General features: G+C 72.5%; 12 protein-coding genes. 5 read left to right on the forward strand and 7 right to left on the reverse strand.

Going from position 1 to position 15,420, the window contains the following annotated elements; genetic code table 11:
• The first annotated feature begins 68 nt into the window (after positions 1-68).
• Entirely contained in the window at positions 69-1,547 is a 1,479-nt protein-coding gene (locus QPK29_RS03070) for an FHA domain-containing protein (RefSeq protein ID WP_371769696.1), read from the forward strand.
• A gap of 187 nt (positions 1,548-1,734) precedes the next feature.
• On the opposite strand, the gene QPK29_RS03075 is transcribed toward QPK29_RS03070, so the two are convergent.
• From QPK29_RS03075 to QPK29_RS03105, 7 genes are all read right to left on the reverse strand, one after another.
• Positions 1,735-3,927, reverse strand: coding sequence for a bifunctional serine/threonine-protein kinase/formylglycine-generating enzyme family protein (locus tag QPK29_RS03075; RefSeq protein ID WP_371769695.1), 2,193 nt, complete (start codon positions 3,925-3,927; stop codon positions 1,735-1,737).
• The gene (locus QPK29_RS03080; RefSeq protein ID WP_371769694.1) at positions 3,924-5,891 is read right to left on the reverse strand and encodes a coiled-coil domain-containing protein; all 1,968 of its coding nucleotides are present in this window, start codon (positions 5,889-5,891) and stop codon (positions 3,924-3,926) included. Before QPK29_RS03080 ends, QPK29_RS03075 begins: the two co-directional genes overlap by 4 nt.
• A 34-nt stretch (positions 5,892-5,925) precedes the next feature.
• Positions 5,926-6,918 carry a hypothetical protein gene (locus tag QPK29_RS03085; RefSeq protein WP_371769693.1) on the reverse strand — a complete coding sequence of 331 codons (993 nt, stop codon included), beginning with the start codon at positions 6,916-6,918 and terminating at the stop codon, positions 5,926-5,928.
• Positions 6,915-7,949 (reverse strand): hypothetical protein, encoded by a 1,035-nt coding sequence (locus QPK29_RS03090; protein WP_371769692.1) that lies wholly within the window; start codon positions 7,947-7,949, stop codon positions 6,915-6,917. The genes QPK29_RS03085 and QPK29_RS03090 overlap by 4 nt, the downstream gene beginning before the upstream one ends.
• Entirely contained in the window at positions 7,946-8,509 is a 564-nt protein-coding gene (locus QPK29_RS03095) for a hypothetical protein (RefSeq protein ID WP_371769691.1), read from the reverse strand. Before QPK29_RS03095 ends, QPK29_RS03090 begins: the two co-directional genes overlap by 4 nt.
• The gene (locus tag QPK29_RS03100) at positions 8,502-9,722 is read right to left on the reverse strand and encodes a hypothetical protein (RefSeq protein WP_371769690.1); all 1,221 of its coding nucleotides are present in this window, start codon (positions 9,720-9,722) and stop codon (positions 8,502-8,504) included. Before QPK29_RS03100 ends, QPK29_RS03095 begins: the two co-directional genes overlap by 8 nt.
• A 142-nt stretch (positions 9,723-9,864) precedes the next feature.
• Positions 9,865-12,888 carry a penicillin-binding transpeptidase domain-containing protein gene (locus tag QPK29_RS03105; protein ID WP_371769689.1) on the reverse strand — a complete coding sequence of 1,008 codons (3,024 nt, stop codon included), beginning with the start codon at positions 12,886-12,888 and terminating at the stop codon, positions 9,865-9,867.
• Between the two features lie 197 nt (positions 12,889-13,085).
• Here QPK29_RS03105 and QPK29_RS03110 point away from each other — a divergent pair, with 197 nt between their 5' ends.
• From QPK29_RS03110 to QPK29_RS03125, 4 genes are all read left to right on the forward strand, one after another.
• Positions 13,086-13,304 (forward strand): hypothetical protein, encoded by a 219-nt coding sequence (locus tag QPK29_RS03110; protein ID WP_056131533.1) that lies wholly within the window; start codon positions 13,086-13,088, stop codon positions 13,302-13,304.
• A 136-nt stretch (positions 13,305-13,440) separates the two neighbouring features.
• Positions 13,441-14,007 (forward strand): binary toxin-like calcium binding domain-containing protein, encoded by a 567-nt coding sequence (locus QPK29_RS03115; protein ID WP_371769688.1) that lies wholly within the window; start codon positions 13,441-13,443, stop codon positions 14,005-14,007.
• A gap of 50 nt (positions 14,008-14,057) precedes the next feature.
• Complete coding sequence (locus QPK29_RS03120) at positions 14,058-14,726, forward strand: ribonuclease HI family protein (RefSeq protein WP_371769687.1); 669 nt, start codon at positions 14,058-14,060, stop codon at positions 14,724-14,726.
• Entirely contained in the window at positions 14,707-15,387 is a 681-nt protein-coding gene (locus QPK29_RS03125) for an HD domain-containing protein (protein WP_371769686.1), read from the forward strand. The genes QPK29_RS03120 and QPK29_RS03125 overlap by 20 nt, the downstream gene beginning before the upstream one ends.
• The last annotated feature ends 33 nt before the right edge of the window (positions 15,388-15,420 follow it).

Genomic DNA, 15,420 nt, shown 5'->3' on the forward strand with positions numbered 1-15,420 from the left:
CTACAATCGCGTAAGCTGAGGTCCGACGACCCGTCCACAGCCCACATCTGCCGAACCGATAACCGCCCATGAAGCGTTGCAGCAGTCCCGATCACCCGCATTGCACCGTCTGGGTCGCCCCGGGCGAGGCGCAGTGCGCGCACGGCCACCGCCAGCCCGCCGGCGCGGTCGATGTGCTCGGCTCGAGTTTCGAGATGCTGAAACGCGTACGCGCCGCAGGACCGGCGCGGATACCGGCGCCGATCCAGGCGTCGCCACCCCGGCCGCACCTGCACGTGAGCGGCTTCGACCCGCGCGCGGCCGGCGGCCGCCAGGCGATCAAGCTGGAATTGCGGGGCATGCCGGACGACGCGCCGGCGCAACTGACGCTGCTGCTCGAATCGAAGCTGTTGCCGATGGGCGCCGGCCAGTTGCAGTTTTCGCGCACCTTGCGCGGCGACTGGCGGCCCGTGTTCGTGGAATTCTCGTCGCGCGGACGGGAACATGGCCAGTACCGCGTCGACCTGGAAATCCATGCGCGCCACCCGGCGCGCACATGGGTCGCGACGCTCGTGCTGCTCGTGCCGCGCCCGGACGCGTCGCTGGGCGAGATCCACCAGACCTATCTGTCCACGCACAAGAACGTGCGCATCAGCGCCGACGATGCCGCCATCGCCCGGGTACAAGGCCTGGCCGGCGGCGGCGCGATGGACATCGACATCCAGGCCCGCAACGCCTCCATCGCCCAGCTGAACCTCGATGGGAATGCCGGCGGCAAAGTGGCCGTCGGCCTGCCGACCATCGCGTGGGACGAAGACCTGATCGAGATCGACCTGCCCGCCGAGCGCGCGGCGCATCCGTGCCCGGCGAGCGCCGGCTGCCTCGTGTACGCGGAACCGGACGCCGGCGCCCAGCGCCACGTGCGGCTGTTCGCGCTGGACGAATGCGTGCTGGGCCGCTTCGACACCGTCGGCGCCGAGGCCGACCTGCTGCTGGAACACCATGACGGGAACGGGCCCGAACGGGATGGCCTCACGCGCCGGCTGTCCGCGCGCCACGCCGTCATCCGCCCCGCGCGCGGCGGGTTCGAGATCGAGGACGTGTCGCGCTACGGCCTGTTGCTGGACGGCGCCTGGCCGGGCAAGCACGTGCCCGCCCCCCTGCGCCTCGGGATGCGCATCGAATTGACGGCCAGCATACGCGGCGTGGTGACGTTCGTCGTGACCGCGCTGCACGCGCATGCGCTGACACTGCACCGCGTGGATGCCGGCGGTGCGTCCGAGTGCTTCGTGCTGCTGGCGCCCGGCGTCGTGCCCGAGCCGGCGGCGCAGGGGGCCGGCGCCCTGCCGCGCGCGGCGGGCATGCCGGTCCTGTTCCACCGCGACGGCGGCTTCTGGCACCTCGACCCGGCCAGCGGCCAGGAAACCGCCATCGGCCCGGCCACGGTGCTGGACCGCCTCGCCCGGTTCACGGGCCGCGTGCGCTTCGCGGCCAGCCCGCGTCCGGAAGACCTTGCCGAACGCACGGGCGACCGCCGGCGCGCGCACGCACGCCTGCTGGACGCCTGATCAGCCCGGCCGCAGGATCAGGAAGATCAACGCCGCGCCGGTCAGCAGCACGGCTTCCAGCGACAGGACAATGAACGGGATCTGGATATCCTTGGGAATTCGCATGATCGCCTCCTCGTTTGCAGAGTGCGATTCATTATGCGCTCAAGGTAGAGACACAGCGAATTTCCGCCGCGTATCGTGTTGGCTACATCAGGTCGCGTACGATACGAAAACCGACAATGTCGTTCGACAGCGCGGCCGAAAAGCCGTTGCGTAGCGCCGAGCGCAGGTAGCGCGGGTTGTACAGCCAGGAGCCGCCGCGCAGGATGCGGCGGGCCTGGTCGCCGCCCTCTTCCCACGCGCCGCCGTCGAGCGGGGCGCCGTCGTAATTGTCGTGGACGACGTCCTGCACCCATTCCCACACGTTGCCGTGCATGTCGAACAGGCCCCAGGGATTGGCAGGGAACATGCCGACCGGCGTCGTGCCGCGCCGGTACTCGCCGCGCGGGCCGCCGTTATAGGTGAAATTGCCGTCGTAATTCGCCTGGTCCGTCGTGATCCTGTCGCCGAACGAGAACGCCGTCTTCGTCCCGGCGCGGCACGCGTATTCCCATTCCGCCTCGCTCGGCAGCCGGTACGATTTACCGGTCGCTTCGGACAGCCAGCGCACGTAGCGGATCGCGTCGAACCAGTTCACGCCCACGACGGGATGGCGGTCGGTCTGCGCGAAGCCCGGCGCGTCCCAGTCGGTTTCCCCGCTCGGCCGCCAGCCGGTGCTTGCCACGAACACGCGCCACTCGCCGACCGTCACGGGATAACGGCCCATCGCGATCGGCTTCTCGATGCCGACCCAGTGCTGCGGCAGCTCGCGCGCCAGCCAGGCCGGCTGCGAGCCGGCTTCCATCGCGACCTTCCGTTCGTGCTCGGGAGAGCCCATCTGGAAGCGGCCCGTCGGCAGCAGCACCAGTTCCGGCCCCCTGGCGTCGCCGCCGAGGAAGCGGTCGCGCAGCACCCCTTCCGTGTCGGCGACGGGGCTGGCCGGCGTGGGCATCAGTTGCGTCAGCACGGCCTGGGCACGCGCCGCCTCTTCGAGCCGGGCGCGCTTCTGTTCCGCGATGTACGCCGCGGCCGCCCTGGCCTGCACGAGCTTGCGCTGCGCTTCCTCGCGCTCCAGTCTCGCCTTTTCCGCTTCCGCCGCACGCCGTTCCAGCAACTGCTGGCGCAGCGCTTCCTTGCGCGCCGCACGCGCCGCTTCCGCCGCCTGTTTCGCGGCCCGTTCCTGTTCGCGGCGCTGGCGGTCGAGCTGCGCTTTTGCCGCGGCTTCCGCCTGGACCTGCGCCAGCTTGCGCGCCGCCAGTTCGCGTGCGGCGCGCTCCTTGTCGATGGCGTCCGCCGCGGCCTGCGCCGCCTGCGCCGCCTCGTCGACGACCGGCGCCGCGTGCAAGCGCGCGAGCAGATCCGTCACACTCGCCGGACGCTCGTCCGGGTCCTGCGCAAAGCCGGCGCGCAGCACGGCCCACTGCGCATCGTTGAATGCCGCCGGCCTGGCCGGATCGGCGCCGACGGGCAAGGACCCCGTCAGCATTTGATACAGCATGACGGCGACGGCATACACATCCAGCCCGCGCGCCGGCGCGCCGCCGGCGCCGCTGGCTTCCGGCGCGCGATAGCCCGCCGTGCCCGAGCTGGCCGGTGCTTCCAGCGCGAGGCCGCCCGCGCGGGCGCGCGCCGCGATGCCGAAGTCGAGCAGCTTGACGTCGCCGCCGCGCGCGAGGAACACGTTGGCGGGCTTGATGTCGCGGTGGACGAGGTGGTGCCGCTCCCACGCGTAATCCAGCGCGGCGGCCACGGGCGCCAGCACGTCGAGCGCGCGCGCCAGGTCGAGCCGGCCCACGCGCGCCAGCAGCGCGTCGAGGTCCTCGCCGTCCAGGCACTCCATGATGATGAAATAGCTGCCGGTCGCCGGGTCCTGGGCCCAGTCGTAGACGCGCACGATGTGCTGGTGCGCCAATTGGCGCGCACGTGCCGCTTCCTCGATCAAGAGCTTCGCGTGCAGCGAGTTTTCCGTGAGCCGGGGCGGCAGGATCTTCAGCGCGACCTGGGCGCTGTGGCCCAGTTCCGCATGCGTGGCGAGGTCCGTCGCCTGCCACACCTCGCCCATGCCGCCCTGCGCGATCAGGCGCTCGAGCCGGTAGCGGCGGTTCACCGGCCCCACTTCCTGCGTGGCCATCAGGCCGATCTCGGTGCCGGCGCGCACCGGCAAGTCGATCGGCGCGTCGGCTGGATACGCCGCGTCGAGGATCGCGTTCTTGCGGCTGTCGAATTCCTGGCGGCTCAACAGGCCGTCTTCGTGCAGCGCGCGCAGTTCGCGCAGCTTGTCGATCGCCGTCTGCATCATCCCCGCGCCGGCAGCGGCGCGCCGCACGTACCGCAGAACCGGTCGCCGGGCTGAGCGCCCGCGTGACGGCAGATTGCCCCCGCGATCAGCGCGCCGCCCAGTTGCGCCTGCGTGGCCAGCGCCGTCTTGTTGACGTCGTTCTGCAGCGCCAGCAGTTCCAGCTGGTGGCGCCGTTCGCGTTCCAGTTCGTCGTTGCGCCGCGCGCGCTCGCGTTCGACCTGTTCATCCGCGAGGCGCGACGACGTCAGCGCCGCCAGCTGCTCCGCGCTCATGCCGGCCTGCGTGCGCGCCTTCAGCACGTCCGCCAGCAGCGCGGCATTGGTCGCGCCGGCCACGACCAGTTTCGTCGTGTCGTCCACGGCGCCCAGCGTCTCCATGCGGCGCAGCTCGTGCGCGCGCTCGGCCGCGAGCATCTCGGCCTGCAGCACGGCCCGGCACTCCTCGCCATCCAGCGCCACCCGCTGCAGCGCCGCATCGGCCTCGATCGTGCGCAGCAGTTTTTCGTGCTGGGCCAACGCGTCGGCCTGCGTCCCGTCGCGGCGCAGCGCTTCCACGCGCTGGCGCACGGCCTCCACCTCGATCGACTCCTCGCGCTCCGCCGCCCGCAGCCGCAGCGCATGTTCTTGCGCCTCGATCTCGCGCGCGCGCCGCGCCGCGTCTTCCTCTACCGCGTGCAGCCGTGCCAGTTCCGCGCGCTGGCGCGCCGCGTCCTCGATGCCGCGCGCCTGCTCGATCTTGTTGCGGATCTGCTGTTGCAGCAACTGGTGCGCGAAGCGCTGCGCGGCGACCGTGCGCGCCTGCGCCGCGTCCTGGCGCGCGAGGGCGACCTCTTCGCGCATGCGCACGGCGGCCAGTTCGCGCAGATGAGCCCATTCCGTTTCCTGGTCCACGCGCGCGCCGCGTTTTTGCGCCAGTTCATGTTCCAGTTCCGCGACGAGGTCCTGGGCGCCCCGTTCGATCGCGTGCTTGCGCGAACGGGACTCGACGATGCGGCCATACAGCTCGATCTCGCGGGCGCGGATCGCCTGCGCGCGCTCGGCGTTCTGCAAACTCATCTCCGCGCGCTCGATGCCCGCGCCCTGGCGCAGTTCCGCACGCCGGTGCGCCAGGCGCGCCTGGCTTTCCTCGCGCGCGATGCGGCGCCACTCATCGTCCGAATACAGTTCGTCCAACTGGCGCGCATGCTCGACCTTCACCCGCTGCTCGTCCACGGCCAGCCACAGGCTGCCGATGCGGGCGCGGTTGGCGTCGAAGCGGTCGTGGCGCAGCGCCAGCGTCTCCACCCGGACGATGGCAAGCCCGTAATCGGCGAGCAGGGTGGCGAGGCCGCCCTGCAGGTGCTGGTCCAGTTCCGGCCGCAGTTCGCGCTGGCCCGCCATCTCGCGCAGCGAACGGGCGGCGACGAATTCGCCCGCCAGCTGGCGCACCGGCTGCAGCAGCAGTTCGCGCAGGTGGTCGGCCTTCACGGTGCCGGGCATCGTCATGAAATGGCGCGCGAACGCGGGCACGCTCTCGATCCGCACGGACAGCGCCAGCCGCGCGGACACCTCGAGATGTTCGGCGCTGGCCAGGCCATCCAGCTCGAATTCGACCGGCAGCGCGCTGCTCCTCGTGACGAGGATCTCCGCATGCTGGTCGCGCAGCAGGTGGTTCAGGCGCGTAAAGAAGCCTTCGATCTCGTACTCGCCCTGCGGCACTTCCGTGGCCTGGTCGCCCTGCAGGACGTAGGCACGCGCCGTGGCGGGCACGCGCAAGGTCTTGACGAATACGCCGGACAGCGCGCGCACGCCGAAGAACACGGCCAATTCGTCCGGGCCGGGCACCCAGCGGTTCTCCACCAGCACCGGCTCGTTGCGCGGCGTGCCGAGCATCAGGCCGCAGGCGGTGCAATAGCCGTCCGCCGCGCTCGTCCCTCGAGAACAGCGCGGGCACTTTGCCCCACCCAATCCAAACATCCGCAACATCGTCGACTCCTTCCGGCTCACCTGCAAGCCTACATCAAATGATTCCGATCCGCTCCACGCACGCCACGCTCGCGCCGCGCGCACGGACGTCGTCCGCGAAGCCGGCCGGCAGCGCATCGCGCCACGCATGCGGCAGGAGAATACGGTCGCCCGGCCCGGCTTCGCGCAGCAGCAGCGCGCATTTCGGCGCGAGCCCGTCGACCGTATCCACGCGGCCCGCATGCCAAGAGTCGGAGCAGCCCGTCGCCAGCAGCCGCGCACGCGGGATGAATTCGCGGCCGCGCGCGATGCGGTCGGCCAGCACGAGGGCCAGTTCGTACGAGCGGCCGGCGAACGCGGCGTCGCCGAAGCGCACCGTCGTGCGCCAGCGCCCGAGACCGCGGCCATCGAAATGACGCGCACCGGCCAGCGCCTGGCGCACCGCCAGCTGGCGCGCGGCGTCCGCGCCCGCCACGGCGATCGTCTGTTCCTCCTCGATGCGTTCGCCCTCCAGCGGGTGCACGCTCACCTCGACCCAACCGAGGCCGTCGCCGTCTCCCCCGCTGTGCAGCGGGAACCACGCGCGGGCGCTGGACACGCGCGCGCCGGGATCGGGATGGCCGTCCAGCTGGCCCAGGTGGGACAGGCCGTCCGGCCCGCCCAGCAGCGCGTCCGGCGACGCGTCCGCCGCGTCGTGGCCGTCCACACGGCCCAGCTGCCACGCATCCGACCAGCCGTTGGCGACCACGTCCCGTCCGTGCCACACGCCGCGCACGAGTCGGTCGGCCAGCACGAACGCCAGTTCGCAGTCGCGCCCCACAGGCAGCCGGTCGACGCTGAGCACGACCTGGTCGCGGCTGTCGATCTTCGCTTCCGTGTGGCGCGCGAGGCGGACCACTTGCTGCAGGCGTTCGGCCAATGCCGCGTCGCCCGGCACGGTGCACTTGACGTCAGCGCGGCCCGCGCGCTCGCGCCGCGTGGCCGTCACGGTGAGCAGCGTGCCGTCGGGCAGGCGGGTGCGGCACGCGGCCTGTTGGGGTGCGTTCATGCCGCCTCCGCGACGTGTTTCGCCGCGCGCCGGCCGGCGCAATCGGCTTCGAGGTTGGCGACGATGCGCTCGGCCTCGTCGTACAGCGCGGCCAGGCGCTCTCCTTGCGCGCCTTCGAGGCGGGCCAGCAGCGCCCACGCCTCGTCCAGCGCGACGGTCGCGCGGCGGCTGTGGCGCATGCGGCGCAGCTGTTCGTCCAGCGCGAGCGGCTGCCCGGGCGCGGCCAGCACGAGGGCCGGCATCGTCGTGATCTCGACGGACAGGCGGTCCAGGCGCTGCAGCAAGGCCTGCTGCTGGCGGAACTGTTCCTGCCCGTTCGGCAGCGCGCCGAAGCGCAGGCCGCACATCAGGCAAGGCAGTTCGAGGAACAGCCGGCGCATGGCCTTCGCGTCGGCCAGGTCCGGCACGACCTTCTCCGCCACGGGTGCGGGCGCCGCGGCCGCAGTGCCTCCGGCTGCGCGCGCGGCGAGTTGCGCCGCGTAGTCGATGCCGTCCAGTTCGACGGGCACGCAATCGTCCACGGTCAGGCCGAAGCGCAGGTAGAGCAAGCGGTTCAGGCCCTGGCGGAACGCATTCCACTCGTCGATGTCCGCGCACGGCGGCAGTTCGAGCGCGCCCTGCTCCAGCGCGCTGCGCACCGCACTTTCCACCTTCATGCCCAGCGCGGCCAGGTCGACGCGCCCATCCGCTTCCGCGGCCAGGTACAGGTCGAAGCGCTTGCCCGCGGCGGCGGGGTCCTGCGGGTCGATGGCGAACGTCGTGCGCAGGCCGATCTCGGGCGCCTGCGCGTACGGGACCACGGCGATCGTGTACGGCCCCGGATGGAACGCCCAGGCGAGTTCGCCGGGACGCAGCTCGACCTTTTTCCCGGCCGGCGTCGTGGCGCGGCGCGGGCGGCCGTCGGCGTCGACGATGACGACGGGGCAGCCCGCCGGCGCGCCGCAGCCGGGCGACAGCGGCAGCGCGACGGCCGTGCGTCCCAGGGTGCAGGCATCGTGGACGGGCGCGGCGCGCTTGAAGAATGGGATCATGGTGTGTCCGCCTCCAACGGTTCGACGGTGAAACGGGCGCCGTGCGCCTGCAAATGGTCCGAGGGTGCGGCGGCGAACGGCCAGGCGGCTTCGCATTCGCCGTCCGCATCGAGCTGGCCGGCGAGCACCACGCCGCCGGCGCCGTCCACGACGCGCAGCGGCGCGCGCGCGACCAGCAGCGCTTCCGCGAACGGGGCTTGCGGCGCCAGCTGCAGGACCGTGCGCCAGCTTGCGCCGGCCGCAATGAAATGCAGGGTCCACCAGCCGTCGTCCGTCACGACCGTTTCCGGTGCGCCGCTGCTCGCGGCCCGCAGCGCGCCGCGGCTGCCGCGCCACGCGGTCGATGCGGCGGCGCGCCGCGCCAGCGCGAGATGGCGCAGCCGGCGCGCGGTCAGCGGCGATGCCTGCAGCGCGGCCCGCTCGCCGGACGTCAGCTGCCGGCTGCCGTCCAGCGCCGCGGCCAGCGTGGCATCGTCCAGCATCAGGCGGTCGCCGTCCTTGCGGCGGGCCAGCAGCAGGGCTTCCTGCAGCCGGCGTGAGCTCGTGTCGTTGCTATGCATCGCGTCCTCGCTTCGTGTCAAAGGCGGCCGTCATCCGGGCGATCGCCGCGTCGCGCCGCTTGCGCAACGTCGGCAGCGACACCTCGGCCAGTGCCGCCAGCTGCTGCATCGTCGGCAGCGCGCCGGTGGCCGGGTCGCGCCACGCGTCCGGGTAGGACGCGTCGTCGGGGCCCAGCAGCTTCGCGTACACGGCCAGTCCCACCGGCAGGCCCTCGGCCGCCAGCAGGCCGTCCGGCACCGCTTGCGCCACATAGCCGGGGGGCAGTGAAACGCTCAGCGCGAGCGTCTCGAGGCGCGGGTCGGCTTCCTCCGGCGCCGGATCGGGTTCCGGCGCCGCAGCGTCGAGCGCATCCTGCCGCGCTTCCAGGATCCGATCCGGGCCGGGCGTCGCCGCGCTGTCCGATTCCTGCAGCACGCGCCAGTAATCTTCCACCCAGACCGACGCGTCGTCCAGGTCCCGCAGCCAGTCCTCGTCGCGGTTGGCCGACAGCTGTTCGTAATCGCCGATCTCGCGCAGCATGGCGGCGATGCGGTCCGGACTCGTCTTCAGGCTGGCGAAGCGCTTGGAGCGCGTGTGCAGCGGCCCGGGAGCGCCGCCGAAGTCCTCCAGCGAGGCGCTCCAGCGCAGGATCCACTCGGCGCGGCAGTCGTGGATCGTGCGCAGCTGGCGCACTTCGATGGGGTCGGCGCCGTCCGCGATCGCGCGGCCGAGGATCGCGCCGACCTGCGCCCGGTGCGCGCGCCAGTTGGCGAACAGGCGGGCGATGTCGTGGTAGGCGGTGTCCAGCATCCGGTACGCGTACATACGGTTCGGGCTGCACGGACGGCCGCAGGCGGCCTGGTAGTTGTCGGCGTCGACGCGGTCGCGCAGCACGGCGTACATGTCGTTTACCTTCTTGCGCAGGAGTGCGTCGCCGGCGCGACCGTCGGCCAGCGCGGCACACAGGGCGTCCCAGTCGGCCGGACGGGCGCGCAGCTCGACGACGAGCGTCACCGCCAGCTCGTGCACCGTGTCGCCGTAGCCGTTGCCGGCCGCCCGGGCGCGGGCCCCGTGGCGCTGGGCCGTCAGCTGGTCCGTCATGCGCTCCACGTAGCTTTCCAGGTCCGGATGTGCGCCATCGAGACCGCGCAGCGCGGCGAGCGAGCACTGTCCCAGCAACTTGCGCACTTCTTCCCAGCCCGGCTCCTGGTACCGGGTTCCCGGCAAACGCATAAATCCTCTTCGATGTTCGGCCGCTAATAGCAGGACCATAAGGGCACCTGAAAAACCGTCGCAGCAGGTTTTTGACGTGTCCGCAACAGATCATGCCATAGAAACACATCGTTGAGGCGCGCAGATGAGCGGCAAATACCCCTCAATTCGACCCGTTGGCGGCGAGCGCCCCCAGGACGGCCGCCGCGACGGGCGCCGCATGCGCGCCGCCCGTGGCTTCCGAGCGGCTGACGAAGACGGCGACCGCCAACCGGTGCGCCTGCCCCGGCACGCTGTGCGGCTGCAGCCAGCCCGTGAACCAGACCGTCGCCAGCGATCCGTCGCCCACCGGCGCCGTCCCCGTCTTGCCTGACAGGCCGCGCCGGATGCCGGCCAGCGCGGGCGCCCGGAAGGCGCCGGCCGCCGTGCCCGCGTCGACAACGCCCTTCATGCCCGCGCGCACACGGTCGAGGCGCACGCCCAGGGCCGGGCCGTTCGACGGCGCGGCCGGTTTGCCGTCGAGTTCCCCCAGCAGGTGCGGCACGATCGCCCGCCCCTGCCCGACGGCACCGGCGACGAGCGCCATCTGCAGCGGCGTCGCCTGCATGCGCAGGCCGATCGCCATCTGGCGCAGTTCGTGGCGCGTGTGGACCGGGTCGATGGCGGCCGGCGTCGCCTGCAGCGCGTCCCAAGCCGACCAGCCGCCATCCGCCGGCAGCAAACCGCCGTCCAGCCGCAGCGCCTGGCCGAAGCCGAGCCGGTGCGCCATCGCGACGATCGGCCGGACCGGGTCCAGCGCGCCCGGTTCCAGCGGCTGCAGGTCGGGCACGCCGCCGTCGGGCCGGCCGAGCAGGCTCCGGTCGGACAGCTCTCCCGTCCACGCGAACCAGGTGTTCAGGCTGTAGGTCAGTGCCTGGGCGAGGCCCAGCCGGCCGTCCTGGGCGCGCCGGTCGAGGCCCTGGTCGCGGAAGTTCGTGATGCGCACGCGGCCGTCGACAGGATACGTCGGCGCATCGGTGCGGAACGCGAACCCTCGTTCGTGCGCGGCGGCATTGATGCCGGCGAGCGGCAGGCCGTCCAGCAACGCGTCCAGCTGGCGGTCGGACTGTGCGGCCAGTTCCAGGCCGAGGGCGCTGACGATCTTGAACGTCGACCCCGGTGCCCGCTCCGCGCCGCCGTCGTGCTGCAGCGCGGGCAGGCGCAGCGGGCTGGCGGCCGGGTCGACGCGGTCGAAGTCGCGCGCCTCGCGCCAGTTTTCCTGCGTCACGGCGGGCATGCCCGCCCCGGCCGCGGCGAGGATCGCGCCCGTCTCCGTGTCGAGCAGGACGACGCCCGCCTGCCGCCCCGCGGGCACCGGGCCGGCGCCCGTGCAGGCGCGGCCATCCCAGTGCCCGCGCCGCATCGCGATGCAGTCGAGCGCCGCCTGCGCGGCCGCCTGCAGGCGCAGGTCCAGGGTGATCCGCGCCGTGTGGCGTTCGCCCGGCACCCGGCCGAGCGACGTGGCGACGCTGCCCGCCTGGCCCGCGCGCACGCCCAGCATCGTGGCGAGGCCGGCCGCGCGGGCCGCCTCCGTCGGCGCACCGTCGCGCCACAGCGGGATGCCGTTGCGGTCGCCCAGCACGACGTCCGCCAGCGGCACGGACGGACGCGGCGCGGCCGGGCCCAGCGCCTGCCATGCGAGGCGGCCGTCGCGCGCGACGAGGTGGCGGTAACGCGCATCGCCCGGCGTGGCCAGCGCACCCTGGGCCAGCGGTTCCGCATCGATCACGATGTCGGCGGCGTCGGGCAGCAGGTCGAGCACCTGCACCTCGTCCGGCGCGGTGCACGCGCGGCCGTCGCAGCCCGGCTGCGGATCGGTGCGCAACCGGGCGCCGGTCACGTGGCGCAGGCGGCCTGCCAGCATCAGCCGGAGACTCGCCGTCCCGGCGGGTACGGTCAGGCGCAGGCGGGCCACGCCGCCGTCCGCCGGCCACGCGCCGATCCGCTGCCACGGCGCCCAGCCCTGCGGCAGCCGGGCGAACAGGCGGGCGCTGGCGGGGGGCATGTCGTCGGCCAGCGGCACGGGCACCGTCGCCGTGCCTTGCACGACTTCCGCGCGCCACCTGGCGGTCGCGCCGGGCGGCAGGCGCCACGCGAGCAGCCGCCGCTCGGCATTGAAGACGCGGACCTGTTCGCGCACGAAATCGCCGTCGGCGCGGCGATACAAGCGCTCCAGCAGCCGCAGCGCGTCGCCGTCGAGGTTCACGTCATCCCACGGCGTCTTGCCGGCCGCGCGCCATGCGGCGAGGTCCGGCGGGGCCAGTTCGGCCAGGCCGTTCGCACCCAGGCGCACGAGGCCGCGGGCCTGCAGCTGGGCGAACAGCTGCTCGTCTTCCAGCGTGGCCGCGGGCGATGCCGGCACGCGGTAGGCGCCCGGCGCCAGCAGCGTCTCGACCGGTTCGCCGTGCGCCGGCACGGCGACGACCAGCGCGCGTGGCGTCGGTGCGGGGCGGTACAGCTGCACGAGGAGTTCGCCGGCGGCCGGGCAAGCGTTGCTCGGCCGGTGGCGCAGCCGCAGTGCGCCGTCGCGCCACGCCAGCCAGCCCTCGCCGCCTGGCGCGAGCCGTGCCGCGGCGCCGACCCACCGCGCCTCCCCGTCCCAATGCACGTCCAGCGGCGCCCCGGCGCGGCCGTCGACGCGCACGCGCGGCATCGGGCGTTCCGCCAGCAACACGTTGCGCGGGGAAGCGAGGCCTGCCGCGTCGGCGAACGTCCAGCCGATCCGCAGCGGCAGCAGGCGGCCGGGACGCGTGCGGTCGGCGAGCTGGTCGCACAGGTCGACACGCTGCGCCGGTCCGCCGCGCATGCCCGCCAGGATCAGCAGCGCCGCGCCGCCGTGCATGTGCATCGTCACCCCTGGACTGTCGGGCACCGTGAACGCGACGCCCGGCAGCACGGCCGTCAGGCGGGAAGCGCCGTCGCCCATCGGCATCGCGCCGGCAGCGGCCAGCCAGCGCGCGTGCACGACGATGAGCGCGGCGCCCGCCACGGCCAGCAGCACGCAGCCTGCCGTCAGCCAGCGCAGCGGCGCGGGCCCGCGTGCGCGCGGCTGCGCCGCCACGTGCGTGCGCGTGCCGGCACGCAGGTTGCGCGCGCGCCGCAAGCGCGTCCGGTTGGCCGCGACGGCCTCGACGAGCGTTCCGATCATCGCTGGGTTCTCCCTCGTTGTGTCCGTGCGCGCCTAGCCGGGGGCGGATGAAAGCCAGTCCCGCATATCTGCGCTTCGTCCCGCATTTCGTGCGGTTCGTCGCACGCAGGTGGAGACCAGGAACCCTTGTGGCTACAGTACACACATCGACAAGCGCTTCATCACCCAACGCCGCATCCAACCCCGAGGAGAGCATCATGAACGTCATCAAGCACATGGAAGCCGCCTTCATCGTCGCACTCAGCCTGGCCGCCGCCGGCGGTACGGCACTCGACAGCGCCAAGCCCGCACAGGCGACCGCACCCGTCCTCGCGACGACCGCCGGCATCCCCGTCGTGCACGTCACCGCCAAGCGCCTGACGCCGGTCGAGAAGCAGCAGATGCTGGCGCTGGAACGCGTGCGGAGCCGCGCATGATGTTCAGCGCGGGGACGGTCGCCGCCGCCGTCCCCGAACACAATCTGTTTCAGATGTAAGAGTCTGCTTCAACCGCTGAATCGTTCTGCCCGCCGCGCTATATTGGTCACATCCGAAGTCCGGATTGGAGACCGACATGAAACGCCTCGCACTTGCCACCCTGATCGCCATCGGCGCCGCCGCCGCACCGCTTCCTTCCATGGCTTACAGCAATGTCAGCCTGACCATCAGCACCGCCCCGCCGGCCCCGTTGTACGAACGCGTCCCCGCGCCGCGCCACGGCTATGTCTGGGCACCCGGCTACTGGGCCTGGTCCGGCCATCGCCATACGTGGGCGCCGGGTTACTGGGTCGCCGAACGTCCGGGCTATGTCTACCGCGCACCGGCCTGGTACCAGGGCAATGGCGGCTGGTACATGCAGCCTGCCGCGTGGACGCCCTACGGCCACGATCGCGACCGCGACGGCGTGCCCGACCGCTTCGAGCGCCGCCATGACCGCGGCTACGACCGTGGTTCGTACTACAACGACCGGCCGTACTACCGGGACCGCGACCGCGACGGCATCCCCGACCGCTACGAGCGCAACGGCCGCCGCTGGGACGAAGACCGCGACGGCGTGCCGAACCGCTACGACCGCGACCGTGACGGCGACGGTGTGCCGAACCGCTGGGATCGCCGGCCGGACAATCCCTACCGCCGCTAATCCTGGAAACAGCGCCCCGGCGCTGTTTTTCTTTGTAGTATCCTCTCGGCATGAACAACTTCCCCGACCTGGCAAGGATCGCCTACAAGACCGAGCGCGCGGCCAGCCGCCGCCTGGCGCTGGCCGAAGGACTGTCCGCCGACGCGGCGCTGCGCCGTACGCTGGAACTGGCGGCCGGCGCGGCGGGCCTCGCCGCCCTCGTCGAGGTGCGTACCGGCCTGCTGGCCGCCCAGGCGGCGCGCGATGCGGCCCGCGCCTCCGCAAAAGCCGCCGCGACCTCACGGCGCGATGCGCAGCCGACCGCATGGCGCGCGTGGTTCGACGGCTCCGCGAAACCGAACCCGGGCCGCTGCGGCATCGGCGTGCGGATCGAAGGCCCGGACGGCCATGTCGTCGAACTGGCCCAGCCGGCCGGCCACGGCAACAGCAGCGAGGCGGAATACCGCGCGCTGATCGCGTTGCTGGAAACGGCCGCCGCCCACGGCGCGCACGAGCTGACCATCCACGGCGACAGCCGGGTCGTGATCGACGACGTCACCGGCCCCGACCTGTACGCGGCGCCCGCCCTGGCCGGCTATCGCGCCCGGGCGCTGGCGCTGCTGGCCCTCCTCCCCGACGTGCGCCTGCGCTGGGTGCCGCGCCACAAGAACACCGGGGCCGACGCGCTGTCGCAGCGCGCCCTCATTGACTTAGAGACCGATGCAAGCACTCCATCCTGAACTCGACGGCTGGCGGCCCCGCCTCGCCCAACTGGCCGCACAGGCGGTCGCCGACCAGGGCCCCGACGGCGCCCATGACCTGAACCACTTCGAACGCGTCTGGCGCAATGCGCAGGCGCTGCTGGCGCACCACGACCAGGCCGATCCGCTCGTCGTGCTGGCGGCGTGCTATCTGCACGACCTCGTCAACGTGCCGAAGGACGACCCGCGCCGCAGCATTGCATCCCGCCTGTCGGCCGAACTGGCCAGCGAGCGGCTGGCGGCGCTCGGCTTTCCGGCGGACAAGCTGGCCGCCGTCGCCCACGCGATCGAAGCGCACAGCTTTTCCGCCGCCATCCCCGCGACCACGCTGGAAGCCCGCATCGTGCAGGATGCCGACCGCCTGGACGGCCTCGGCGCCGTCGGCCTCGCGCGCATGTTTTATATCGCGGGCCGCATGGGCAGCGCCCTCGCCCACGGCAGCGATCCGCTCGCGCTGGACCGGCCGCTCGACGACAAATCGTATTCGCTCGACCACATCGACGCGAAGCTGGCGCGCCTGCCGGGCATGATGCAGACGGACGCCGGCCGCCGCCTCGCCGCACAACGGCTGCTGATCCTGACGGACTTCCGCAGCGCCTTCGCGGCCGAATGGACTGGCATCCCGCACGTGGCGGCTTGATCGAAAAGCACGCAGTTGTCTGTCGGGCAATCG

Source organism: Massilia orientalis (assembly GCF_030411975.2).
Lineage (GTDB): Bacteria > Pseudomonadota > Gammaproteobacteria > Burkholderiales > Burkholderiaceae_D > Telluria > Telluria orientalis.

What these genes read in the sequence shown, in the direction of transcription:
- QPK29_RS03110 (WP_056131533.1), top strand. Translation starts at nt 13,086, where the DNA reads ATGAACGTCATCAAGCACATGGAAGCCGCCTTCATCGTCGCACTCAGC.
- QPK29_RS03075 (WP_371769695.1), bottom strand. Translation starts at nt 3,927, where the DNA reads ATGATGCAGACGGCGATCGACAAGCTGCGCGAACTGCGCGCGCTGCAC.
- QPK29_RS03090 (WP_371769692.1), bottom strand. Translation starts at nt 7,949, where the DNA reads ATGATCCCATTCTTCAAGCGCGCCGCGCCCGTCCACGATGCCTGCACC.
- QPK29_RS03125 (WP_371769686.1), top strand. Translation starts at nt 14,707, where the DNA reads ATGCAAGCACTCCATCCTGAACTCGACGGCTGGCGGCCCCGCCTCGCC.
- QPK29_RS03105 (WP_371769689.1), bottom strand. Translation starts at nt 12,888, where the DNA reads ATGATCGGAACGCTCGTCGAGGCCGTCGCGGCCAACCGGACGCGCTTG.
- QPK29_RS03080 (WP_371769694.1), bottom strand. Translation starts at nt 5,891, where the DNA reads ATGTTGCGGATGTTTGGATTGGGTGGGGCAAAGTGCCCGCGCTGTTCT.
- QPK29_RS03085 (WP_371769693.1), bottom strand. Translation starts at nt 6,918, where the DNA reads ATGAACGCACCCCAACAGGCCGCGTGCCGCACCCGCCTGCCCGACGGC.
- QPK29_RS03115 (WP_371769688.1), top strand. Translation starts at nt 13,441, where the DNA reads ATGAAACGCCTCGCACTTGCCACCCTGATCGCCATCGGCGCCGCCGCC.
- QPK29_RS03070 (WP_371769696.1), top strand. Translation starts at nt 69, where the DNA reads ATGAAGCGTTGCAGCAGTCCCGATCACCCGCATTGCACCGTCTGGGTC.
- QPK29_RS03095 (WP_371769691.1), bottom strand. Translation starts at nt 8,509, where the DNA reads ATGCATAGCAACGACACGAGCTCACGCCGGCTGCAGGAAGCCCTGCTG.
- QPK29_RS03120 (WP_371769687.1), top strand. Translation starts at nt 14,058, where the DNA reads ATGAACAACTTCCCCGACCTGGCAAGGATCGCCTACAAGACCGAGCGC.
- QPK29_RS03100 (WP_371769690.1), bottom strand. Translation starts at nt 9,722, where the DNA reads ATGCGTTTGCCGGGAACCCGGTACCAGGAGCCGGGCTGGGAAGAAGTG.